This is a genomic window from Komagataeibacter rhaeticus (genome assembly GCF_011611525.1).
GTDB lineage: Bacteria > Pseudomonadota > Alphaproteobacteria > Acetobacterales > Acetobacteraceae > Komagataeibacter > Komagataeibacter rhaeticus.
The window spans coordinates 1816819-1837913 of record NZ_CP050139.1; the positions used below are offsets into that span (position 1 = coordinate 1816819).

Genomic DNA, 21095 nt, shown 5'->3' on the forward strand with positions numbered 1-21095 from the left:
AAATGATAAAAATATATTCCGATATATCTTGACGTGCGATATATCGGGACGTATATCGGTAAGCATGAAACACAGAAACAGACACGCAGGCGGTCGTAACCGCCAGACTTTCTCCCCCGAAGGCATGGCAGGTTCCGGCGAACCCCGCCGTCCTCACGGTCGCGGTGGACACCACGGCGGTGGCCGCCGGGGCGGCCGTCACCGGCTGTTCGATTATGGTGAGATGCGGCTTCTGGTCCTCTCGCTGATCGCCCAGAAGCCGACCTATGGCTATGAACTGATCCGCATGATCGAGGAAAAGTTCGGTGGCAGCTACGCCCCCAGCCCCGGCGTGATCTACCCCACGCTGACATGGCTGGATGAAGCGGGCTATGCCCGGGTTGCCGAGGCCGATGGCCGCAAGAACTATCACATCACGCCAGAGGGCGAGGCCTTCCTGAACGCCAGTCGTGCGGCCCTTGATGAAATCCTGTCCCGTGCGGCGACGGGGGCAGCAGAGGGCAGGGGCGGGCGCAGGGATGTCCCGATGCCGGTCATGCGCGGCATGGAAAACCTGCGCACGGCACTTCGCCTGAGGCTGCGCAATGGCGGCCTTGATAAAGACGCCGAGGAAAAGATCGCAGCCCTGCTGGACGATGCCGCCCGGGCGATCGGGCAGGTCTGAAAGCGCAATTTCCACATCCGGTTGGCCAACGGGTCGTCCGGGCAGGAAAGACCCCATAATCCCGCCATGTATGGAGGAGCTGTTGTTTACGGACTGTCATGGCGTGGTTTGTGAGTGACCGGATAAAGGTTCCTCACGTTCCAGAATACGCGTTCGGCTATCTGGAACATTAACCGGAATATTACCGGTCCATGAAGAAGTATAAACTCTGGACCAGATATTCTCGATACTATTTTTCACATCGTTCGACCTCACATGTCCGCTGATGCGGGACGATGGATCAGAGGCCGAATCAAAGGATATATCATGAAGTGTTCAATTCTGTTTGCTCTTGCCCTTGGCATCTCCCTTCCGCTGGCAGCCCAGGCCCAGTCACCTGACCAGAACCAGGGCAGCGGGCAGGGCGAACATCGTGGCCATGGCGGTCATGGCCATCACGGTGGCAGGCATGGTGGCCACGGCAACCATGGGAGCCAAAGCGGCGGTCACCAGAATGGAGGTGACCAAAACGGCGGTCCCGGTGACGAACGGGGTGATCGCGGTGGTGACAACCGCGGCGACCAGAACCATGGCCCCGGCGAGCGTGGCAACCGTGGCAGCGACAGCCAGAATGGCAACCGGAGTGAGCACGACGGTGATCGTGGTGGCGACCACAATGGCGGCTGGAACCAGAACAGCAGCAGTTCCAACTGATCCCGTCCCTACAGCGGAAGGCCCGGCATATTGCCGGGCCTTTTTGTTGAAAAGACCAGGCCCGCACTATGCCATCCAGTCGTTCTGAACATAACCGGCAGAAAAGCACGCTGACAGGCAGGGACGTACATGCAACCTGTCACCGGTCCTTTCCGTTGCACGTGGACCTGTCGGAGGAGGAACGGCATGTTCAGGATGCAGGTCAGAAATAATCCGGATATTCCCGTGCCGTCTGAACCGCCGACCACGGTGCCATCACCCACACCCATTCCGGATCCCGGGCCTGACCCGGATGACGATCCGCTGGATGATCCTCGACCGGATATACCGGACTGGGGCAGTGATGACGAACCGCTTGATCCGCCCACAGATGACCCGCTTGATCCGTTTGCACCCAATGAGAAAGACAGGGAAAGCGTCGAAGACGGGTAAGCTGCGGGTTTACATTTCGTGACGGGAACACAGCCGGTTAGCGGATTAAGGTTGGGGTTCCAACAGGTGAGATGCCGCTACTCTCCATGTCCAACCATAATACAGGACGTGCCGTCACGTTCTTCGTACCTGTCCTCGTGATGGCTATATCAGGCTGTCACCAACTGCCCGACCATACCGATAAATGCTGGCGCGCGCCATCGTCGCACAATAGTAGCGTGCATGGCAGCATAACCACGGGCTTTGGCGTCGGCAGCGGGCGCGGCATGATGGGTGGTTTTCCCATGGGCGGCATGACAGGCGCAGGCGGTATGCCCGGCCCGATGCCGACGGGTATGGGGCCCGGCATGGAGCAGAGCAGTCCCTTCACGGAAGAACAGACCGCCAGGAACAGCCTGCCAAAAGACTGCATGCCGCCTGATTTCCCCATGCGCGCACAAAGTTCCGCCCACCAGACGACCACCCCGCCAACCCAGCCTGCGGTCCAGCAGGTTCCCGATACGGTAGACGTATCCGGCATCCGCATCGGTCCGTGAACTGATCCATGTCTTATATCCATTCTGAATGGAAATGATCAGTTCTCATGTCGCATATACAGTACAGTCGCGACATAGAGTCAGAGGGCTGCGCGGGAGTTCGTGACGGGATGAGAAGAGGGGAGAGAGGCTCGCCTACGCCCGTCATGGAGTTCACCGTCATGACGATCCGAATGCCTGGATCAGCCAGGCCCTTGTCTGATCCGTTAAAGCCGATGTGCGATATCCGACTTCTGCCTCATCAGTCAGGCAATCGGCCTGCAACCCGAAAACTCGGGGCAGGACATCCGGCACGACCGTTTTTCAGACCGAAACCGGACAGGATTCCCATGGAGATCCTGCAGTCCAAGCAGGCTGCCGCCTGCAAGTCTTTCTATCCGGTTCCCCTATCACCGGCTAGATCGGTTGCGGCCGCGTAGCTTCGTGCCGTCTTAATCAGTTCCGTTCCGTAACTGCTTCACAGGCAGTCGGGAACACTCCGGCATGCCCCGGAAGCAGCATGGCATCGCCATTCATACCGGAAAGTCCTGCAGACATCAGGAACACGAAACAGATTGATCCCAACAGACAAGACATGGAGGATCTGAACATGGACGCAACGGAATACAGACCCGACAACAGACTTTTACGTCTACGGGAGGTTACTGAAAGAACCGGACTGAGCCGGGCGACCATTTACCGACACATTAATAAGGGGACTTTCCCAAAACCACGTAAACTATCCAGTGGCACGATCCGCTGGTACTCCGGCATTATAGAGAACTGGATCAATACAGCCGGTACGCTAGGAAACTGACCGGTTTCTTGTTGCAATCAGTTCTCCGAGGCTGCCCTGGCCTGGCCACTCGGCTCCACCATGGTCACGAACCCGGTCAGGCCAGCATCAGCAGCGCATACCAACTACTGTAAAGCCGGACCCGTCTTCATAGGCTATCTGGTCGCATTTCATCTGTTTGTTTCTTCGGAATGCAATAAGTTCCCCAAGCATCCATCAGGACGCGTCGCTTTTCCAGAAGATTCCCACGTCGATAAGCAGCTTCGACCTTGCTTGCGATAGCGTGAGCTAGCGCCATTTCGGCAATATCACCGTCGAATTCTGTTTCTTCAGCAACCCAGTCCCGAAAAGACGAACGAAATCCATGAGGAACCGCCGCGATACCGGCATCACGACAGATCTTCGTCAACGTCATATCAGAAAGAGGTTTGCCCGTTCGCAAACCCGGAAATACAAGGTTGCTACGTAATTCGCGATACTTATGGGCACGGATAAATATATCCAACGCTGGCTGGGATAGAGGAACAACATGTTCACGTCCTGCTTTCATGCGCGTCGCAGGTATCGTCCATAAAGCGTTGTCCAGATCAACTTCGTCCCACGTCGCGCACCTGATCTCGCCGGAGCGTGCAGCTGTCAGGATAAGTCCGACAAATGCAAGGCGCCCTAGAGAATTACCAGAACGGAGATAAGCTACAAAAGCAGGAACCTCGACATAAGGTAGCGCCGCATGATGGACGGACTTACTTTTCACCTTGGGAAGAGACTTGTCCATAGCTGCCACGGGCAGAGGCAGATTACGGTAACCTTTGCCGATCGACCAATCCACGACCGCACTGATTCGTTGTCGAACACGACGTGCAGTTTCCTGCTTTGGCAACCAGATGGGCGCAATTACCTCCCTGACGTGGTGACCATCGAGATCAGCTATGGAAATATCTCCGATGACAGGAAAGGCGTAGCTTTCAAGGGTAGCCAGCCATTGCCCGCGATGCTTCCTGTTTTTCCATGTCGCTTCATTCTCTGCATATACTTTCAGGGCAGCTTCACGGAAGGTAGGAATGCCCGCTTCCTTACGACGTTCGGCTATAGGATCAAGCCCGGCTTCAACCTGCATTCGGGCCTTGCCTGCCCGCTGACGTGCCAGAACTAGGGACACGGTCTTTGCACTGCCTAGACCAATGTCGCGTCGCCGACCATTTTTCTGAATGCGGCACACCCATGATTTGCCGCCTTTCGAACTAATGACGAGATAGAGCCCATCCCCATCGCCGTAGCGTCCGGGCTCTTTCGCGGCCTTTACGGCTGTCGCGGAAAGACGTCCCATTTTTATCCCACATTTTTTCCCACATCTGATGCGGGATAGGGTGCAATTCAATGGAACGCCATGCAACACAAAATAGACCCAAAACCTAGGTATTCCGCCATTTGTGATGCAATTTTAGATTGTTTGGAAAAAGTGATTGGCGGAGGGGAAGAGATTCGAACTCTCGATACGACTTGACATCGTATAACGGTTTAGCAAACCGCCGCCTTCAGCCACTCGGCCACCCCTCCGCCGAAGAGCGCGCATTATCAAGTAACACGGCGTTTGCAGGGCTGCTTTTAGCGTGTAGCCGCACCCCTGCAAAGCCCTAAAATGCGCTAGCGCCCGTTTTTACAAAACTTTTTTCAAAGCCTCGTTCACCATGGCCGGATTGGCCTTGCCTGCCATGGCCTTCATCACCTGACCGACAAAAAAGCCGAACAGCCGGTCCTTGCCGCCACGGTATTCTTCCACCTTGTCCGCATTGCGCGCCAGCACGTCAGCCACTGCCGCATCAATCGCACCGGTGTCGGTTACCTGCTTCAGGCCCTTACGCTCCACAATCGCGGCGGCACTGTCACCGGTTTCCAGCATGTCCTCGAACACTTCCTTGGCGATCTTGCCATTGATGGTCTTGTCGGACACCAGATCCAGCATGCCACCCAGCGCCTGGGCCGAAATCGGGCTGTCGGTAATGGTGCGGCCCGTACGGTTGAGCGCACCGAACAGGTCGCCCGTCACCCAGTTGGCGGCAAGGCGGGCATCGCGGCCCTTGGCCACTTCCTCGTAATAATCGGCAATGGCCTGCTCGGCCACCAGCACGCTGGCGTCGTAACGGGGGATGCCATACTGCCTGACGAAGCGGTCACGCTTGTCATCAGGCAGTTCGGGCAGGCCACGCTCCAGCTCGTCCACCCATGCCTGTTCCACCACCAGCGGCAGCAGGTCAGGATCAGGGAAGTAGCGGTAATCGTGTGCGTCTTCCTTGCTGCGCAGCGAACGGGTCTCGTTGCGGGCCGGATCGAACAGGCGGGTTTCCTGATCGACTTCGCCGCCTTCTTCCCACACCTCGATCTGGCGCGTGGCCTCGACCTCGATCGCATGCATGACGTAGCGGATCGAGTTGACGTTCTTGATCTCGCAGCGCGTGCGGAACGGCTCACCCGCCTTGCGCACCGACACGTTTACGTCGGCACGCATGGAGCCTTCTTCCATGTTGCCATCACAGGTGCCCAGATAGCGCAGGATCTGGCGCAGCTTGCGCAGGTAGGCACCGGCTTCTTCCGGGCTGCGGATGTCCGGTTCGCTCACGATCTCCATCAGCGCCACACCGGCACGGTTCAGGTCGATGAAGGAGCGCGCCGGATCCTGGTCATGCATGGACTTGCCCGCATCCTGCTCCATATGCAGCCTTGTTATGCCGATATGGCGCACCGTGCCGTCCGCCAGTTCAATCTCGACCGTGCCTTCCCCCACGATGGGATGGGTAAACTGGCTGATCTGGTAGCCGGTCGGCAGGTCGGCATAGAAGTAGTTCTTGCGGTCAAACCGGCTTTCCAGATTGATGCGCGCGCGCAGGCCAAGACCCGTGCGGATGGCCTGGGCCACGCATTCCTGGTTGAGCACCGGCAGCATGCCCGGAAAACCGGCGTCGACCAGGCTGACATGGGTATTCGGTTCACCGCCATAGGAAGCGGAGGCACCGGAAAACAGCTTGGAATGGCTGATGACCTGGGCATGCACTTCCAGACCCACCACGATTTCCCATGTGCCGGTCCGGCCTTCGAGTGTGTAGCTCATTTCACCACCTCCGCACGCAGGGCAGGGCGATGGGTGAAACCTGCCGCGGCTTCCAGCGCGCTGCCCGCGGCCAGAAGCGTTTCCTCGTCAAACGGGCGACCGATCAGCTGCAGGCCCAGCGGCAGGCCGGTGGTCCCCAGCCCCACGGGCACGGACATGGCGGGCATGCCCGCCATGGAGGCCGGCACGGTGAAAATATCGTTCAGGTACATCTGGACCGGATCATCGCTCTGTTCACCCTGCGCGAAGGCGGGTGTGGGGGCCGTTGGGGTCAGCAGCACGTCAACCTGCTGGAAGCTTTCGGTAAAGTCGCGGCGGATCAGGCTGCGAACCTTCTGGGCCTTCAGGTAATAGGCATCGTAATACCCGGCTGAAAGCACATACGTCCCCATCATGATACGGCGGCGCACTTCCGGGCCAAAGCCCGCGCGGCGGGTGGCCTCGTACATGGCATCCAGCGTATCGCCAGGCACGCGCTCGCCAAAACGCAGACCGTCATAGCGGGCCAGATTGGATGAGCACTCGGCGGGGGCTACGATATAATAGGTGGCAAGACCGTATTTCGTATGGGGCAGGGAGACATCCACAATCTCGCAGCCCGCGTCCTTCAGCCAGTTGATGCCCTGCTGCCACGCGGCCTCGATCTCGGCGGACAGGCCCTCGGCACGATATTCGGCGGGAATGCCCACCTTCAGCCCCTTCAGGCTGCGACCGATGGCGGCGGAATAATCCGGCACATCACAATTCACGCTGGTGCTGTCACGCGCGTCAAACCCGGCCATGGACTGCAGCAGGATGGCGCAGTCACGCACGGTGCGCGCCATGGGGCCGGCCTGATCCAGCGAGGAGGCATAGGCAATGGTGCCAAACCGGCTGCACCGCCCATAGGTCGGCTTCAGCCCCACAATGCCGCAATAAGCGGCAGGCTGGCGGATGGAGCCGCCGGTATCGGTGCCGGTCGCCCCCATGGCAAGCCCGGCCGCAACGGCGGCGGCCGACCCGCCCGATGAGCCGCCGGGCACGAGGGCCGCATCATCCCCCCTGCGCTTCCAGGGGTTTTCCACCGGGCCGAAGGCGGAGGTGATGTTGGCCGACCCCATGGCGAATTCGTCCAGGTTGGTCTTGCCCACGAACACCGCGCCATCGCGCAGCAGGTTGGCCGTGACCGTGCTTTCATAGGGGGGCACGAAATTCTTCAGGATGTTGCTGGCCGCCGTGGTCCGCACGCCCTTGGTGCAGAACAGGTCCTTGATCCCCAGCGGAATGCCGGTCAGGGGCTTTGCCTCGCCCTTACCCAGGGCCGCATCCGCCTGGGCCGCCGCCTGCAGCGCCGCATCCGATGTGGTGGTGATATAGGCGTTCAGGCGCGGGTTGAGCGCGGCAATGGCAGCGTTATGCGCGCCCACCAGTTCGGCTGCGCTGAATTTGCGCGCCCGCAGGCCCGCTGCCGCATCGGCGATTGTCAGTTCGGTCAGGCTCATCTTATTCAACAACCTTGGGCACGGTATAAAAGGGACCAACGGCATCGGGCGCGTTGGACAGCACGGCCTCGCGGCAGTTGCCGTCGGTCACCACGTCAGGCCGGGTGCGAAGGGCGGCATGGCCCGTGCCGACCATGGGGGTCACGCCTTCGACATCGACCTCGTTCAGCTGCTCGACCCAGCCGAGGATCCCGTTAAGCTCCCCTTGCAGGGCAGGGACATCAGACTCGTCAATACCAATCCGTGCCAGTCTGGCAATGCGGCGGACGGTCGCGGGATCAAGCGACATGAAGCAATAACTTTCCATCATAACAGGGGAAGAATATCCTGCGGCGCAGGACGACCGCCAAGGAACATACCCCCGACCATGCCCCTGTTCAACATATCCCATCTCCGCACGCTCCTGCGCCGCGACCAGCGCCTGCTGGGGCTTGACCCCGGCAGGAAGACAATCGGCGTGGCCCTGTCCGATGTGGGGCTGATGCTGGCTTCCCCCCATACGGGACTGAAGCGCGCGAAACTGTCGGTCAATGCCGCCCAGATCAGCACGATCGCCCGCGCGCAGGACGTGGGCGGGCTGGTGGTGGGGCTGCCGCTGTCGCTGGATGGCAGCTTTGGGCCGGCCGCGCAGGCGGCGCGTGACTGGACGCTGAACCTGTCGGAGCTGACCGGCCTGCCGGCTGCCATGTGGGATGAACGGCTGTCTTCTTCTGCCGTGAACCGCTTCCTGATTGCCGAAGCCGACATGACCCGCCAGCGCCGGGGCGCGGTGGTGGACCAGATGGCGGCGGCCTACATCCTGCAGGCCGCCCTTGATGCCTCGATCACGTCGAACCAAGGGGGAATTGCGAATTCGTGATGGCATGACTGGATTGTTCTAAAACCGGACCCGGCCGGTGCGCGGACTGCTATGGTCCGCCAACCACCGGCCCGCACCGGGAGGCACTTTCCCCCCATGCACCATTCCGCCGGACCCGTACACAAAAACGAGGATACCGGCCATGCGCCTGCCGCACCTGCATCTGCCCTACCTGCATGTCCATGTGCATGACCGGCCACTGGCGGGCGACCCGCATCCGCATAATCCGTTCCACTGGAAACTGTATTTCTGCGAGACGGTGGCCACCGCCATACTCATGGTCCTTGGGCTGAGCGGGGTCATCCTGCTGACCGCGCCGGGCAGTCCGCTGTCGCCGCCGCTGCTGCATCATCCCTATGTACAGACCGCGCTGTGCGGGCTGGTATTCGGCCTGTCGGGCACGGCGGCGGCCATGACACCGTTTGGCAAGGTCAGCGGGGCGCATATCAATCCTTCGGTCACGCTGGCCTTTTCACTGGCAAAACGCATCGGGGGGGTGGATGCGCTCAACTACATGATCGCACAGGTGATCGGCGCCTTCCTGGGCACGGCGGTGGTATACGGGCTGGGCAGGCTGGTCACCTGGTGGGGCAGCATGGCCGTGGCCGTACGCTACGGGGCCACCGTACCTTATGGCCGGATCTCGATCTGGTGGGCCATGTGGTCGGAAATGTTCGTAACCGCGGCGCTGATCGCCATGCTGTACTGGCTGGCGGCCCATCCGCGATGGAAGTTCATCACCCCGTGGTCAGGCGGACTGTTCTTCCTGATCATGAACCCGTTCACGGCGTGGCTGTCGGGCAACAGCGTCAATTTTGCGCGCACGCTGGCCCCGGCGCTCTTTTCAGGACAGTGGACGGGGCTGTGGGTTTACGTTGTCGGACCCTTTGCCGGGGCATCGCTTGCCGTCATGGCCATCCGCATGAACCTGATGGGCAGGCTGCACCTGCTGGAGGCACGGCTGGTCAATTTCGGCCATCATGGCCGCGTGCCGGGGCTGGATGACCCGCATCGCAAGCTTAACCACCCCGATGACCCTGACCATGTTCCCCCCGGAACCGGCCCGGCATAAGCGCCGCCGCCCGCCCGTGCCCCGCATCTGGCGCAACCCTCGCCTGCCATATTCCGTTGTTCTGCATGACGGATATAAGCGGCAATAGTCACGCTGGCATCATGGCCAGCCATGGGCCGGCAAGGGAGACAGCACGATAATGAAGCGTTTTTTCAACACGCGGGAGACGATCGTAACCGAAGCGCTGGACGGGTTCCTGCGCTCGGCGGCGGGCCAGCACCTATGCCGGCTTGATGGCTATCCCGATACCTGCGTGATCATGCAGCGCGAGCCGGAGCGGGGACTGGTCTCGGTCATTTCCGGTGGCGGGTCGGGGCATGAGCCCGCCCATGCGGGGTTTGTGGGGCGCGGCATGCTGACGGCCGCCGTATGCGGGGCGCTGTTCGCATCACCCTGCGTGGATGCGATCGTGGCCGCGATCCTGGCCACGACGGGGGAGGCGGGCTGCCTGCTGGTGGTCAAGAACTATACCGGCGACCGGCTGAACTTCGGCCTTGCGGCAGAACGGGCGCGTGCCTTGGGCAAACAGGTGGAAATGGTGATTGTGGGCGACGACATCGCCCTGCCGGATTCCGCAACCCCGCGCGGGGTTGCGGGCACGGTCCTGGCGCACAAGCTTGCGGGATACGGGGCGGCACAGGGCTGGCCGCTGACACGCGTGGCCCAGTTCGTGCGCGACGGGGCAGGGCGCATGCGCACCATCGGCATGGCGCTGGAGGACTGCAACCCTTACGAGCCAGGCCGCGCCAGCCGGCTGGCGGCGGACGAGGCCGAGCTTGGCCTTGGCATCCATGGGGAACCGGGGGCGCAGCGCATCGCGCTGGCATCGGCCAGTGACCTCATGCGCAGGGTAACCGAAACGCTGGAAGCCAGCCTGCCCGCCACCGTGCGCAATACCCGCTTTGCCGTGGTGCTCAACAACCTTGGCTGCGTGCCGGAAGTGGAGATGGCGCTGCTGCTTGAAGCCTTCAGCCATACACGGCTTGCCCGCCGCGTCTCGCATGTCATCGGCCCGGCACCGCTCATGACCGCGCTGGACATGAACGGCTTCTCGCTCACCCTGATCGAACTGGATGAGAGCATAACCCATGCGCTGCAGGCGCCTGCCCAGCCGCCTGCATGGCCCGGCATGGTGCCGCTGGGCAGTCCCGCCGTGGCTCCCATGCCCGTCATGCCCGATGCCTTTCCATACCCCGCCAGCACGGACCCCACCGTCCGGGCCATGCTGGAGCATGGGGCAAAGGTGCTGATTGCGAATGAAGCCCCGTTGAATGAACTGGATGGCAAAATTGGCGATGGTGATGCCGGTTCGACCTTTGCCGGGGCGGCGCGTGAAATCACGGCGGCACTGGACCGCCTGCCCATGGCGGACCCGCATCAGCTCATGACCACGGTCAGCAATATCCTGACCCAGCATGCGGGCGGATCAAGCGGCGTGCTGTTCGCCATCATGTTCTCGGCAGCGGGCCGCAGCAGGGCACCATGGCGGGAAGCGCTGCGCGAAGGGCTGGAACACATGATGGCCTGCGGCGGGGCAAAGCCCGGTGACCGCACCATGATCGACGCCCTGTATCCCGCGCTGGAGGCACTGGCCAGAACCGGCAGCCTGACCGATGCCGCCCTTGCCGCGCGAAAGGGGGCGGACGCCACCACCACCATGGAAACCGCGCGCGCCGGGCGTGCGGCCTATGTACCGAGCGCGCATGTACGGAACGTGCCCGATCCGGGAGCCGAAGCCGTGGCCCGCCTGCTTGAAGGTCTGGCCAGGGGCTGAAAGACCCGGCCCACCTGTGCTGCGGCTGCGGCACGGGTGGGCAACGGGGCGGGTCAGGCTTTCCTGACGAATTCGGATTTGAGGTTGATCGCGCCCACGCCCGCGATCTTGCAGGCGATGTTGTGGCCATCCGTGCCGTCAACCAGCCGGATGCCCCTGACCTTGGTGCCGCCCTTGATCACGGATGAAGCCCCCTTGATCCTGAGATCCTTGATGACGGTCACGCTATCCCCATCAGCCAGCACATTGCCGTTGGCATCACGGATTTCAGCCGGACCGGCCGTATCATCCGCCCCGCTGGTCTCGGGGTTCCATTCATGCCCGCATTCAGGGCAGATCCACAGGCTGCCATCGGGGTAGGCATGGGCGCATCCGCATACGGGGCATTGGGGGTCGGTGCTCATTATCATCCTCACAGGGTTGTGGGCCGATGCTCTTAAAGCACGCGCCACAGGCTGCAAAGGACATGGATCATACCGGGCTGGCACAGGCCGTGCCATACCGGGCACAGCCTGCCCGCCGCCCTGCCTTACCGCCGGGGTGCAGTACCGCCATGGGTGCCGCCACCGCGACCGTCCCCACCATCCACCCCGCCACCGCCGGGTCCGGGTCTAACACATCCGGCACGACAGCCCGGAACGGTCGCCGCAGGCATTATCCGCGTAATGTTGCGCATCGGTTTTCCCCCCGCCAGGCATTCTGGCCCTGCAGGGGGTTAAACCGCCGGACCGCGCCATGGTTACGCGCGGAAACGGGGCAGCGCCGCAGGAGCAGGCTGACACATGTCATGTCACGCATATGCCCGCAGAAGCGATGACGGTGCTGAAAGGAAAGGTATTCCATGCGGCCGGTATCCCTGTCCTGCGCCCGGTGCTAACGGACCGCCTGCTTCCGGAAAAAGCGCTCGATCCCCAGCATGAAAAGCAGAAGTGCCACCCCGAACCCTTCACGCATATGACCGATGAGGTAACGCATGCCAACCTCCTCTTCATGATGATCCGGGCCATGGTGACGCATCATGCCAGTAACCGGAAGTAAAAACGCATCATGCGCTCTTCACAATCACACGGTGCGGGCCTTTATCCCTGTAATGAACGCGGCGGGTCAGACCATGGTTCCCGGGCAGGGGACGGGGCTGTCAGGTCCGGCGCCTACCGGCCCCACCGCAGCCGCATGCCCTGTTCGGGCACGATAAAGTCCACGCCCATGTCGTTGCCACTGCGCAGTTCCGCGGGAATGACCGCAACCGGATCGGGCCCCCTGCGCAGCGATGGCTTCATATGGGCCACAAGCACCGGCATGCCGCGCAGCGGTGTATGCGCGATATCCTGCAGCGCCGCCAGTTCGCGCAGGAGCCAGCGCGGCGAGAGATGACCCCATAGCTGCGTGTCGGGATGGGTGTCGTCATAGGAACATTCAATCACGATACCCCGCAGCCGGTGCGCGCGTACCAGGGGCGCCACCGCCTGCCACAGGGCACGCAGCCGCGTGCTGTGCTCGACCGCGTCAGCCCCCGTGTCCCCAAGATAGAGCATGGCGTCACCGCCGGAGCGCAGCAGGAATGCCGTTGATTCCACGCTTCCGTGACTGAGCGGAAAGGCGGTAACCCGCATCCCCGTGCCCGCCAGCCCGACCGGCCTGCCCGCCACGATATCCTGATAATGGTACAGCCCCAGTTGTGGCGGTGCCCCCCGGTCGCCGTTATTGGGCCATACGGCGCCGTTGAACAGATCACGCGAAAGAACCATGTTGACCGAGGGCAGGGCATAGATGGGCTTGGCGCTGTCATCGGGTGAAACCAGCACCAGTCCCGCCACATGGTCCAGATGCGCGTGACTGACCAGATAGCCCCTGATGACGTGGTGCAACACATAGCCCGGCCGGGTTTCCGGCGCCTCCGTCGGCATGGGGACATCATCCAGCGCGCCATGCCGGTCCGCCACCTGCAGGCCATGCAGCACGCTGCCCGCATCGCACAGGACCGCGCGCGGATCACCGATGGGGTGGACCATATAGGCGCTCAGATTGCCATCTTCCAGACCGCCACGCGCACCCAGCACCGTAATGTCAAAGCCGGCCGCAATGGCCGGCAAGGGAGCGGCCCCGACCACGAGGGCCGTGAGCATTCCCATCCAGGAACGCGGTACGGGATATGATGGCATATGACGGTCCTTCCTGCAGTGATCCTGATGGTATTGTTCCGCAAAAGGAACATATACGATACCCGCCCTTCCTGTCACAAACTTGCCACCGGGCCCCGTGTCGGCATAGGACAGGGCATGCCAGCATGCCCCTCATGTCCCATCCGGCGGGAAAGGCCGCTTCCTTGACCCGTATTTTCATCGATGCCGATGCCTGCCCCGTGCGGGACGAAACCTATCGTGTCGCCCTGCGCTACGGGCTGCACACCTTTGTCGTCTCCAACAGCATGATGGCCGTGCCCGATACGCCGCTGATCGAACGCGTGGTGGTGACACAGGGCATGGACGTGGCCGATGACTGGATTGCCGAAAACACGGCCGCGCATGACATCGTGATTTCCGCCGACATCCCGCTGGCCGCGCGCTGTGTCGCGCGCGGGGCCTGCGTGCTGGACCCACGCGGGCGCATCCTGGATGAGAACGCCATCGGCATGGCCCTGGCGGTTCGTAATCTCATGACCGACCTGCGCGATACGGGGGCCATAACCCAGGGCAATCGCAGCTTTACCCGCGCGGATCGCTCCACCTTCCTCTCCGCACTGGATACGGCCGTGGTACGCGCGCGCAGACAGGCGGCGGGGAAGGGCCGCAGGCTGCCCTTCATTCCGCCTGACCCATAAGGGCGCCCTCCTTCTTTTTTCCGCGACCTGCCGGAAACAGGCCACAAAAAACGCCGCCCGCCCCGCAGGGTGCGGGACGGGCGGCGCAATCCGGTCAGGCGGGCAGAGGGTCCGGTCAGCCCACCGTCTCAGCCGCCTTTGCCCTGGCGAACAGGGCGGAAATCGCGTCCTGAGCCTCGGTCTGGATGGCCTTGAGGTGCTCGGCGCTCTTGAAGCTCTCGGCATAGATCTTATAGACATTTTCCGTGCCGGAGGGCCGGGCGGCAAACCAGCCGTCCTTTGCCGTGACCTTGAGCCCGCCAATCGCCGCCCCGTTGCCCGGTGCGTTGGTCAGCGTGCTCTCGATCGGCTCGCCCGCAAGCTCGGTCATGCCGATCTGCTCGGGCGAGAGCGCCTTGAGCAGCGCCTTCTGTTCCGGGTCGGCCGGGGCATCGATACGCGCATAGTACGGCGTGCCCAGGCGCTGCGTCATGGCTTCGTACGCGGCACCGGGGGTCTTGCCGGTACGGGCCGTGATCTCGGCGGCCAGCAGGCCCAGGATGATGCCGTCCTTGTCCGTGCTCCACACCGTGCCGTCACGGCGCAGGAAGGACGCACCGGCACTTTCCTCACCACCAAAGCCCAGCGTGCCGTTGTACAGCCCGTCCACGAACCATTTGAACCCAACCGGCACTTCCACCAGCTTGCGGCCGATTTCCTTTGCCACGCGGTCGATCATGCTGCTGCTGACCACCGTCTTGCCCACGCCCGCGGCCGGGTTCCAGGCATCGCGGTTGTTGAACAGGTACTCGATGGCGGTGGCCAGGTAGTGGTTGGGGTTCATCAGCCCGAATTTGCCCGATACGATGCCATGGCGGTCGGCATCGGTATCATTGGCGAAGGCAATGTCGAAACGGTCCTTCATCTTCACCAGCCGCGCCATGGCGTAGGGCGATGAACAGTCCATGCGGATCTGCCCGTCCCAGTCGGCGGTCATGAAGCGGAAGGTAGGGTCCACTTCCTTGCTGACGATGGTGGCGTTGATGCCGTATCTGTCAATGATCGGCTGCCAGTAATCCACCGCCGCCCCGCCCAGCGGGTCGATGCCGATGGAAATGCCCGACTGGCGGATGATTTCCATGTCCACCACGGCCCCCAGGTCATTCACATAGGGGGTGATGTAGTCATGGCGCTTCGTGGTCGGGGCCTTGAGCGCATCCTCGAAGGAGATGCGGTTCACACCTTCCATCTTCCTGCCGATATAGGCGTTCGCCGCCGCCTCGACCACCTTGGTGATGTCGGTATCGGCCGGACCGCCATGGGGGGGGTTGTACTTGAACCCCCCGTCCTCGGGCGGGTTGTGCGATGGCGTGATCACCACGCCATCGGCCAGTTCCGTGCTGCGGCCCCGGTTATAGGTCAGGATCGCATGCGAAATGACGGGGGTGGGGGTATAGCCGTCCTTCTCGTCAATGCGCACTTCCAGCCCTGCCGCGGCAAACACTTCCAGAGCGGATCTGAGCGCGGGGCGCGAGAGGGCATGCGTGTCGATGCCAATGAACAGCGGGCCGGTGATGCCCGCGTTCCTGCGATAATCGACAATCGCCTGGCTGATGGCCAGGATATGGTTTTCATTGAAGCTGGTGCTCAGCGAGGAGCCCCGGTGCCCCGACGTGCCAAAGGCCACACGCTGCGTGGCAATGGCGGGATCGGGCTTGCGGGTATAATACGCGTCAAGCAGGGCGTCGATATTGACAAGACGGTCCGGATCGACCGGCTTGCCGGCAAACGGGCTTATGCTGGGCATTGACTGCTCCCGAAATGTAATAATGAAAAAGCGCGTATTCCGACAAATTCCCTTACAGGCCGGAAAATCGACCGTCCAGCCGCAAACGGCGGCAACGGCCCATGCGGGCCGGAAAGGGGGCAGGCAGGAAAAAGCATCATCCCCGGACAGTGGCGCGCCGATCGGGCCTGTGACATTGAACTATATCAAGTTCGGTGTCTTTTTCGTGACCACGGTCCCATCACGTTCCAGCACCCCGGTTGCCGTGGGCCGACACAGTACCTATCGTACGGGAATGGACATACCCACGGCACCTTCCCCATCCCCCGCCGGCACGGCCGAACACATGCGCCGCAGGCGGCTTGAGCGGCTGCTCAGGCGGTTGCCCGCACGGGGCGAACAGGCCATGCGCTGGCTGCTCCAGCCTGGCAGGGCGGGACTGCGCCTGGTACTGGGCTGCCTGCTGGCGGTGGGGGGCGTATTCAGCTTCCTTCCCGTACTGGGACTGTGGATGCTGCCACTGGGCCTGATCCTGCTGGCGGAGGACGTGCCGTTTTTCCGCCGCCTCAGCGCGCGCATGCTGGAATGGATCGAACGCCGCCATCCGAACTGGATGGCGCCGGAAACCGGGCCCCCGCATTCATCCTGAATGCCCGTCGGCGTTCAGTCGCGCGTCCCGCCCTTTGCCTTCGGACGCCCCACTACCGAAAGCCGGGTGGTAACCAGGTCATAGCCCATCTGGCGCACGATTCCCGCCAGCAGGGAGTCCAGTTCGGTGTTCTCGAACTCGATCACCCTGCCGCTATCGGCATCGATCAGATGATAGTGATCGCCCTGATCGCCATCGGCCACTTCGTAACGGGCGCGGCCACCACCAAAGTCACGGCGCTGGAGGATGCCATTCTCCTCGAACAGGCGCACGGTGCGGTACACGGTGGCTATGGAAATACGGGGGTCCACCTCCACCGCGCGGCGGTAGAGTTCCTCCACATCCGGGTGGTCATCACTGTCGGACAGGACAAAGGCAATCGTCCGGCGCTGGCCGGTCAGTTTCAGGCCCCTCTGGCGGCATAGCTCCGCGAGGGGGGAATCGGGGGAATTCGGCTCTTTCATCGTTATGTAACGTAAGCCAGACAGACCGCCCCGGTCCAGTAGGGATGCAACGGGACATCGACCGATTTTAATTGCAAATGATAATCTTTCTCATTATTGGGAGTCTACCGACACAACAGGAGCGGGCCATGCCACGGCCCGAGCGGATGATGACCGACACGACCATTTTCATGAATGATCTCTCGTGCAGCGAACGCCTGCTGGTCTGGTGCGTGCGCCGCCTGAGCGGGGAAGGCAGGACAGGGGGCGGCATGCCGGGTCTGGCGCTGCCATGCTTCAGGGCGGATTTCGCCGCCGTGGTCGAGGCCTTCCACATGGCGCTGGGCCGCCTGCGGGCCTACCAGCGCGAGCCGGTGGACGTGGGAATCTGCAACGCAACCCACCTGACCGGCACGGAAAGCCGCTTCCTCCTTGCCGCCGCGGCGGCACAGGAAGGCCGCGAGGCGGAAGTGCGGCGCACCCTGCGGCCCATCTTTGCCCATCATCATGTCCTCTCGCCCTTTGCCGCCGCCATTACCCAGCTTGGGGCCTGCATGGCGGGTGCTGGCTACTGGCTGCCACGCCGGGCCACCACGCCCGCATTGCCGAACCGGCCCCCCGTCACACAGTTGCGCCGCCCATCCCGGGATGCGGCGGCCCGGCCGCAATCCCCATCCACCACCATGTCCCAGCCCGTTGGCGCGGGATGCCTTGCCGCCATGCGCTGGCATGATGCGGATATGGGGAGCGCACATGTCATGTGGCCCGGCCATGCGCTGCCGCAGGCGGGCGGACTGTAACCCCGCCCGGCCCGGAGAACGGACATGGCCACACCCCGCCTGTCGCTGCGCCATGCGCGCCTGTTCATGGAAAATGCTTTCCTTGACCTGCTTGACATCCTGGCCTGGCAGGAAGGAACGACCCCGGGGGCGGCCACCCTGACCCGTCATCCGGGCGCGGAACGCCCCGCGGACGGGGCCGGGCCACGCCGGGCCGCCATACGGCGGTAAGCCGGTGGCGGGTTTTCCGGCCCGCCGGGCCGCATGACCGGCGTGATGGGGCATAAAAGCGTTGCATGCCAGCCATTTGCGCGCAAACCTGCCACATCCGCCGGTCGCGGCGCAGGACAGGAGAAGAGCCGCATGAACCCCACCACCTACCGCACGCTTGATGCCGCGGCCATCCGCGCGCTGGTGGCGGGCCTGCCCGCCATTGCAAGCCGCCTGGGGGGGCCGCCCGCGCAGTGGCGGGTGCGCGAGGTCAGTGACGGCAACCTGAACAATGTCTTTCTGGTGGGGGGCGTGAAGGGGGAGGTGTGCCTCAAGCAGGCACTCCCACATGTGCGGGTGGACCCGACATGGAAAATGCCGCTTGACCGCACGTTTTTCGAATCCGAATGGCTACGTGCCGTCCAGCCGCTTGCACCCGGCCTGACCACGGAATTCCTGCATTATGACCCGGAGCTGTATGTCCTGATTGTCGAAAGCCTGTCCGGACATACCGTGCTGCGCACGGCCCTGATGCAGGGGGCACGGTGGCCGGGCGTGGCGCTGCGTATCGGCACGTTCGTGGCCCATGCCTCATTCGGTACCTCGCTTCTGGCCCGTCCGTTCGAGGATGTGTTCACCGCCCGCCGCCTGTTTTCCGCCAATCTGGCCCTGACCCGCATCACGCTGGACCTGGTGCTGGATGATCCTTACCGCGACCATCCGCGCAATCACTGGCACGATCCGGCGCTTACGCCCATCGTGCTGGACATCCGCTCCAGTGCCGCGACCCTGCTGGCGGTGGAAAACCTGCGCCGCCGCTTCCTGTCACAGCCACAGGCGCTGCTGCATGGGGACCTGCATACCGGCTCGATCATGAGCACGGCGGATGATACCCGGGTGATTGATGGCGAATTCGCGGTCTATGGCCCCATCGGGTTTGATTGCGGCATGTTTGTGGGCAACTTGGTACTGCACTATTTCGCAACGCCGGACAACGCCGGGCGCCAGGCCACACTGCATGATATCGCCGCGTTCTGGCACAGCTTCCATGAAGAATTCCTTACCTTATGGACCAGCCATGAAACCCCGCCACCGGGCACGCTGCGCCCGCTGGCCTATGGCCCGGCCGCCCGTGTGGCCCGCCAGCGATTCATGAACGAGATCATGGCCGATACCATCGGCTTCGCGGGGGTGGAAATCATCCGCCGCATCATCGGCTACGCCCATACGGCGGATTTCGACATCATTGCCGATCCCCGCCAGCGCGCGGCCTGCCGCGCGGGCGCGCTGGGCTTTGCCTATCATGTGCTCGAACATCTGGACGAGATCCGCACGATGGCCGATTTCCTCCGCCATCTGGCCGAACAGGGCAGGGCAGGGCTGCACGAGCCCCGCTAGTCCCCGTCATCCCCGGGCATGAGGGCCGCAAGCCGCGCCATGGAACGGCGCAGCTCCGCCCTGATGGCGGCCAGTGGACGGGGGGGGGCAGGCCGGCTGAAATACCGCGCGAACGATATGGCGCAGCCCGTGGCGCAGCGCGCCATGTCCAGCTTTGCCGTGGGGTCGAACGGCAGGATCATGCGCGCGAACCATGAATCCGGGTCGTCCGCCATGTCCATGGTGAATGTGGTGCGCGCCGCCGCGCCGGCCTCCCGCACCCTCCGTTCCACGCTTACGCTGCGATAGAGGAAATCCCGCCCCGGCACAATGCGGGACAGGGGCACGCATCCCGTCCCGTCCTGCCCCTCCGGCCCGTCACAGGCCACGGCCTGCCAGCGGGCGGGCGCGCCATCCGCACCGGGCTGGACAATCAGGTCCATGTCCGTACCTGCCAGGGCGGCCTGTACCACGGTGGCGATATGCGCCTGCGTCATCTCGCGCCGCTTCTCGCCGCTGCTGCGCGGGCAGCGCCGCCACAGGCCGGTGGCATCCACCAGCCGCACCATGCCCTGCCGCCCGGCGGGCTTGCGGTTGTCCAGTATCCACACATAGGTGGCAATTCCGGTATTGACGAACATGTCCCCCGGCAGGGCAATGACGGTATCGATCAGGTCATGATCCACCAGATGGCGGCGAATGGCCGATTCACCGGAATCCGCGCCGCCACCGGCCAGCGCCGCGCCATGCGTGACCATTCCCACACGCGCGCCACCCCGGGCGGGGGCGCGCATCCGGGCCAGCAGGTGCAGCATGAACAGCATGGACCCATCCGCCACGCGCGGCAGGCCGGCGGCAAAACGGCCGGCGCTGCCCGCCGCATGTTCAGCCTGGACCAGGGGCCGGATGGCGCGCCAGTCCACCCCGAAAGGGGGATTGGCCAGCATGCGGGCAAAGCGGCGGCTGGCATGATGGTCCACCGCCAGTGTATTGCCGGGCAGGATATGCGCGGGGTTGCGCCCCCGCAGCAGCATGTCCGCCTGACATATGGCGCAGGCACGTGCGCTGATTTCCTGACCGAACAGGTCCACCGCCACGCCGCGCCCGGCCAACCGGTCCGCCGCCCGGCCCAGCAGCACGCCCGTGCCTGCGGCCGGATCATACAGCGCGTGCCGCGTGCCTGCCGCATCCGGGGCAAAGACGAGATCGGTCATGAGATCGCCAATCTCCGGCGGGGTGTAATGCGCGCCCGTTGCCTGGCCCGCGTCAAAATGACGGACCAGTTCCTCGAACAGCCGGGCCATGGCCTGGGTACCATAAAGCGCGGGGGAAAGATCCAGCGCCGCGAAATGCGCCGCAACCCGACCCAGCACACCCGCCCGCGCAAGCCGCGTGGCCAGCGGCCCCATTTCCATCTGCGCCATCATGCCGCGCACCGGGGCGGGCAGGCGGCCAAGCAGCGTTTCCAGCCGGGCCAGCGGGTCCGCCACAGATGCGACCGCCGCCAGCGCCGAGACCGGGCGCCCGCGCGCAAGCTCCAGCCTGCGCAGCACGGTAAAGGCCAGTATGACCGGCCCGTATTCGCCCGGTGGCACCACCCCGCGCAGCAGTTCGGCAATACGCCAGATGGCTGGCGCGGACAGCAGGGCCGCCGGCATG

The 21095-nt window shown here is 63.2% G+C and carries 24 protein-coding genes and 1 tRNA gene; 13 read left to right on the forward strand and 12 right to left on the reverse strand.

The window, feature by feature from the left end; translation table 11 throughout:
• Positions 1-64: 64 nt before the first annotated feature.
• Positions 65-664: a PadR family transcriptional regulator gene (locus GWK63_RS08200; protein WP_172459715.1), complete on the forward strand. Its 600-nt coding sequence runs from the start codon at positions 65-67 to the stop codon at positions 662-664.
• A gap of 372 nt (positions 665-1036) precedes the next feature.
• Here the strand turns inward: GWK63_RS08200 and GWK63_RS08205 are convergent, their stop codons facing one another.
• A complete protein-coding gene (locus GWK63_RS08205; RefSeq protein WP_007400685.1) occupies positions 1037-1318 on the reverse strand; it encodes a hypothetical protein in 282 nt (93 codons plus the stop codon).
• Positions 1319-1582: 264 nt separating this feature from the next.
• Between GWK63_RS08205 and GWK63_RS08210 the strand changes: the two genes are divergently transcribed.
• The 3 genes from GWK63_RS08210 to GWK63_RS08220 all read left to right on the forward strand — a co-directional run bounded on the left by GWK63_RS08210 (position 1583) and on the right by GWK63_RS08220 (position 3121).
• Entirely contained in the window at positions 1583-1789 is a 207-nt protein-coding gene (locus tag GWK63_RS08210; protein ID WP_225063023.1) for a hypothetical protein, read from the forward strand.
• Between the two features lie 71 nt (positions 1790-1860).
• A complete protein-coding gene (locus tag GWK63_RS08215; RefSeq protein ID WP_007400682.1) occupies positions 1861-2325 on the forward strand; it encodes a hypothetical protein in 465 nt (154 codons plus the stop codon).
• A 589-nt stretch (positions 2326-2914) separates the two neighbouring features.
• On the forward strand, positions 2915-3121 hold the full coding sequence (locus GWK63_RS08220) for a helix-turn-helix transcriptional regulator (protein WP_197713598.1): 207 nt from the start codon (positions 2915-2917) through the stop codon (positions 3119-3121).
• A gap of 127 nt (positions 3122-3248) precedes the next feature.
• Here the strand turns inward: GWK63_RS08220 and GWK63_RS08225 are convergent, their stop codons facing one another.
• The 5 genes from GWK63_RS08225 to gatC all read right to left on the reverse strand — a co-directional run bounded on the left by GWK63_RS08225 (position 3249) and on the right by gatC (position 7976).
• The gene (locus tag GWK63_RS08225) at positions 3249-4427 is read right to left on the reverse strand and encodes a tyrosine-type recombinase/integrase (protein ID WP_083824529.1); all 1179 of its coding nucleotides are present in this window, start codon (positions 4425-4427) and stop codon (positions 3249-3251) included.
• Between the two features lie 137 nt (positions 4428-4564).
• Positions 4565-4657 (reverse strand) — tRNA-Ser (locus GWK63_RS08230).
• Between the two features lie 100 nt (positions 4658-4757).
• Positions 4758-6206, reverse strand: coding sequence for an Asp-tRNA(Asn)/Glu-tRNA(Gln) amidotransferase subunit GatB (gatB, locus tag GWK63_RS08235; protein ID WP_034928378.1), 1449 nt, complete (start codon positions 6204-6206; stop codon positions 4758-4760).
• Positions 6203-7687 (reverse strand): Asp-tRNA(Asn)/Glu-tRNA(Gln) amidotransferase subunit GatA, encoded by a 1485-nt coding sequence (gene gatA / locus GWK63_RS08240; RefSeq protein ID WP_040000121.1) that lies wholly within the window; start codon positions 7685-7687, stop codon positions 6203-6205. The genes gatB and gatA overlap by 4 nt, the downstream gene beginning before the upstream one ends.
• Position 7688: 1 nt before the next feature.
• Positions 7689-7976 carry an Asp-tRNA(Asn)/Glu-tRNA(Gln) amidotransferase subunit GatC gene (gatC, locus tag GWK63_RS08245; protein ID WP_014104509.1) on the reverse strand — a complete coding sequence of 96 codons (288 nt, stop codon included), beginning with the start codon at positions 7974-7976 and terminating at the stop codon, positions 7689-7691.
• Positions 7977-8054: 78 nt separating this feature from the next.
• On the opposite strand from gatC, the gene ruvX reads away from it, so the two are divergent.
• The 3 genes from ruvX to GWK63_RS08260 all read left to right on the forward strand — a co-directional run bounded on the left by ruvX (position 8055) and on the right by GWK63_RS08260 (position 11392).
• Positions 8055-8546, forward strand: coding sequence for a Holliday junction resolvase RuvX (gene ruvX / locus GWK63_RS08250; protein ID WP_034928373.1), 492 nt, complete (start codon positions 8055-8057; stop codon positions 8544-8546).
• A gap of 142 nt (positions 8547-8688) precedes the next feature.
• Entirely contained in the window at positions 8689-9618 is a 930-nt protein-coding gene (locus GWK63_RS08255; RefSeq protein ID WP_007400602.1) for an MIP/aquaporin family protein, read from the forward strand.
• A 139-nt stretch (positions 9619-9757) separates the two neighbouring features.
• Positions 9758-11392, forward strand: a complete 1635-nt coding sequence (locus GWK63_RS08260) for a dihydroxyacetone kinase subunit DhaK (RefSeq protein ID WP_040000120.1) — start codon at positions 9758-9760, stop codon at positions 11390-11392.
• 53 nt (positions 11393-11445) lie between these two features.
• On the opposite strand, the gene GWK63_RS08265 is transcribed toward GWK63_RS08260, so the two are convergent.
• Positions 11446-11796: a zinc ribbon domain-containing protein YjdM gene (locus tag GWK63_RS08265; RefSeq protein WP_007400598.1), complete on the reverse strand. Its 351-nt coding sequence runs from the start codon at positions 11794-11796 to the stop codon at positions 11446-11448.
• Between the two features lie 67 nt (positions 11797-11863).
• The gene (locus tag GWK63_RS08270) at positions 11864-12019 is read right to left on the reverse strand and encodes a hypothetical protein (protein WP_157772002.1); all 156 of its coding nucleotides are present in this window, start codon (positions 12017-12019) and stop codon (positions 11864-11866) included.
• Positions 12020-12190: 171 nt separating this feature from the next.
• Here GWK63_RS08270 and GWK63_RS08275 point away from each other — a divergent pair, with 171 nt between their 5' ends.
• Positions 12191-12430, forward strand: coding sequence for a hypothetical protein (locus GWK63_RS08275; RefSeq protein WP_166498072.1), 240 nt, complete (start codon positions 12191-12193; stop codon positions 12428-12430).
• Positions 12431-12543: 113 nt separating this feature from the next.
• Here GWK63_RS08275 and GWK63_RS08280 read toward each other — a convergent pair whose 3' ends face one another.
• On the reverse strand, positions 12544-13518 hold the full coding sequence (locus GWK63_RS08280; protein WP_223846499.1) for an MBL fold metallo-hydrolase: 975 nt from the start codon (positions 13516-13518) through the stop codon (positions 12544-12546).
• A 200-nt stretch (positions 13519-13718) separates the two neighbouring features.
• Here GWK63_RS08280 and GWK63_RS08285 point away from each other — a divergent pair, with 200 nt between their 5' ends.
• Entirely contained in the window at positions 13719-14213 is a 495-nt protein-coding gene (locus tag GWK63_RS08285) for a YaiI/YqxD family protein (RefSeq protein WP_040000179.1), read from the forward strand.
• 115 nt (positions 14214-14328) lie between these two features.
• Here the strand turns inward: GWK63_RS08285 and pgm are convergent, their stop codons facing one another.
• Positions 14329-15999 carry a phosphoglucomutase (alpha-D-glucose-1,6-bisphosphate-dependent) gene (gene pgm / locus GWK63_RS08290; RefSeq protein ID WP_007400593.1) on the reverse strand — a complete coding sequence of 557 codons (1671 nt, stop codon included), beginning with the start codon at positions 15997-15999 and terminating at the stop codon, positions 14329-14331.
• 205 nt (positions 16000-16204) lie between these two features.
• On the opposite strand from pgm, the gene GWK63_RS08295 reads away from it, so the two are divergent.
• Entirely contained in the window at positions 16205-16627 is a 423-nt protein-coding gene (locus GWK63_RS08295; RefSeq protein ID WP_223846500.1) for a hypothetical protein, read from the forward strand.
• A gap of 14 nt (positions 16628-16641) precedes the next feature.
• Here GWK63_RS08295 and GWK63_RS08300 read toward each other — a convergent pair whose 3' ends face one another.
• Positions 16642-17091 carry a Fur family transcriptional regulator gene (locus tag GWK63_RS08300; protein WP_007400591.1) on the reverse strand — a complete coding sequence of 150 codons (450 nt, stop codon included), beginning with the start codon at positions 17089-17091 and terminating at the stop codon, positions 16642-16644.
• 128 nt (positions 17092-17219) lie between these two features.
• Between GWK63_RS08300 and GWK63_RS08305 the strand changes: the two genes are divergently transcribed.
• From GWK63_RS08305 to mtnK, 3 genes are all read left to right on the forward strand, one after another.
• The gene (locus GWK63_RS08305) at positions 17220-17870 is read left to right on the forward strand and encodes a hypothetical protein (protein ID WP_007400590.1); all 651 of its coding nucleotides are present in this window, start codon (positions 17220-17222) and stop codon (positions 17868-17870) included.
• A gap of 24 nt (positions 17871-17894) precedes the next feature.
• A complete protein-coding gene (locus GWK63_RS08310) occupies positions 17895-18080 on the forward strand; it encodes a hypothetical protein (protein WP_007400589.1) in 186 nt (61 codons plus the stop codon).
• 132 nt (positions 18081-18212) lie between these two features.
• Positions 18213-19457, forward strand: coding sequence for an S-methyl-5-thioribose kinase (mtnK, locus tag GWK63_RS08315; RefSeq protein WP_040000176.1), 1245 nt, complete (start codon positions 18213-18215; stop codon positions 19455-19457).
• On the opposite strand, the gene GWK63_RS08320 is transcribed toward mtnK, so the two are convergent.
• Positions 19454-21094: a class I SAM-dependent DNA methyltransferase gene (locus GWK63_RS08320; protein ID WP_112210031.1), complete on the reverse strand. Its 1641-nt coding sequence runs from the start codon at positions 21092-21094 to the stop codon at positions 19454-19456. The genes mtnK and GWK63_RS08320 overlap by 4 nt on opposite strands.
• Position 21095 lies beyond the last annotated feature (1 nt).

Excerpts from the sequence above, each read along its gene's own strand:
- GWK63_RS08215 (WP_007400682.1), top strand. The coding sequence starts at position 1,861 with ATGCCGCTACTCTCCATGTCCAACCATAATACAGGACGTGCCGTCACG.
- gatB (WP_034928378.1), bottom strand. The coding sequence starts at position 6,206 with ATGAGCTACACACTCGAAGGCCGGACCGGCACATGGGAAATCGTGGTG.
- pgm (WP_007400593.1), bottom strand. The coding sequence starts at position 15,999 with ATGCCCAGCATAAGCCCGTTTGCCGGCAAGCCGGTCGATCCGGACCGT.
- GWK63_RS08300 (WP_007400591.1), bottom strand. The coding sequence starts at position 17,091 with ATGAAAGAGCCGAATTCCCCCGATTCCCCCCTCGCGGAGCTATGCCGC.
- GWK63_RS08310 (WP_007400589.1), top strand. The coding sequence starts at position 17,895 with ATGGCCACACCCCGCCTGTCGCTGCGCCATGCGCGCCTGTTCATGGAA.
- GWK63_RS08225 (WP_083824529.1), bottom strand. The coding sequence starts at position 4,427 with ATGGGACGTCTTTCCGCGACAGCCGTAAAGGCCGCGAAAGAGCCCGGA.
- ruvX (WP_034928373.1), top strand. The coding sequence starts at position 8,055 with ATGCCCCTGTTCAACATATCCCATCTCCGCACGCTCCTGCGCCGCGAC.
- GWK63_RS08305 (WP_007400590.1), top strand. The coding sequence starts at position 17,220 with ATGCCACGGCCCGAGCGGATGATGACCGACACGACCATTTTCATGAAT.
- GWK63_RS08265 (WP_007400598.1), bottom strand. The coding sequence starts at position 11,796 with ATGAGCACCGACCCCCAATGCCCCGTATGCGGATGCGCCCATGCCTAC.
- GWK63_RS08275 (WP_166498072.1), top strand. The coding sequence starts at position 12,191 with ATGCCCGCAGAAGCGATGACGGTGCTGAAAGGAAAGGTATTCCATGCG.
- GWK63_RS08260 (WP_040000120.1), top strand. The coding sequence starts at position 9,758 with ATGAAGCGTTTTTTCAACACGCGGGAGACGATCGTAACCGAAGCGCTG.
- GWK63_RS08200 (WP_172459715.1), top strand. The coding sequence starts at position 65 with ATGAAACACAGAAACAGACACGCAGGCGGTCGTAACCGCCAGACTTTC.
- GWK63_RS08280 (WP_223846499.1), bottom strand. The coding sequence starts at position 13,518 with ATGCTCACGGCCCTCGTGGTCGGGGCCGCTCCCTTGCCGGCCATTGCG.
- GWK63_RS08320 (WP_112210031.1), bottom strand. The coding sequence starts at position 21,094 with ATGCCGGCGGCCCTGCTGTCCGCGCCAGCCATCTGGCGTATTGCCGAA.
- mtnK (WP_040000176.1), top strand. The coding sequence starts at position 18,213 with ATGAACCCCACCACCTACCGCACGCTTGATGCCGCGGCCATCCGCGCG.
- GWK63_RS08255 (WP_007400602.1), top strand. The coding sequence starts at position 8,689 with ATGCGCCTGCCGCACCTGCATCTGCCCTACCTGCATGTCCATGTGCAT.
- gatA (WP_040000121.1), bottom strand. The coding sequence starts at position 7,687 with ATGAGCCTGACCGAACTGACAATCGCCGATGCGGCAGCGGGCCTGCGG.
- GWK63_RS08220 (WP_197713598.1), top strand. The coding sequence starts at position 2,915 with ATGGACGCAACGGAATACAGACCCGACAACAGACTTTTACGTCTACGG.
- gatC (WP_014104509.1), bottom strand. The coding sequence starts at position 7,976 with ATGTCGCTTGATCCCGCGACCGTCCGCCGCATTGCCAGACTGGCACGG.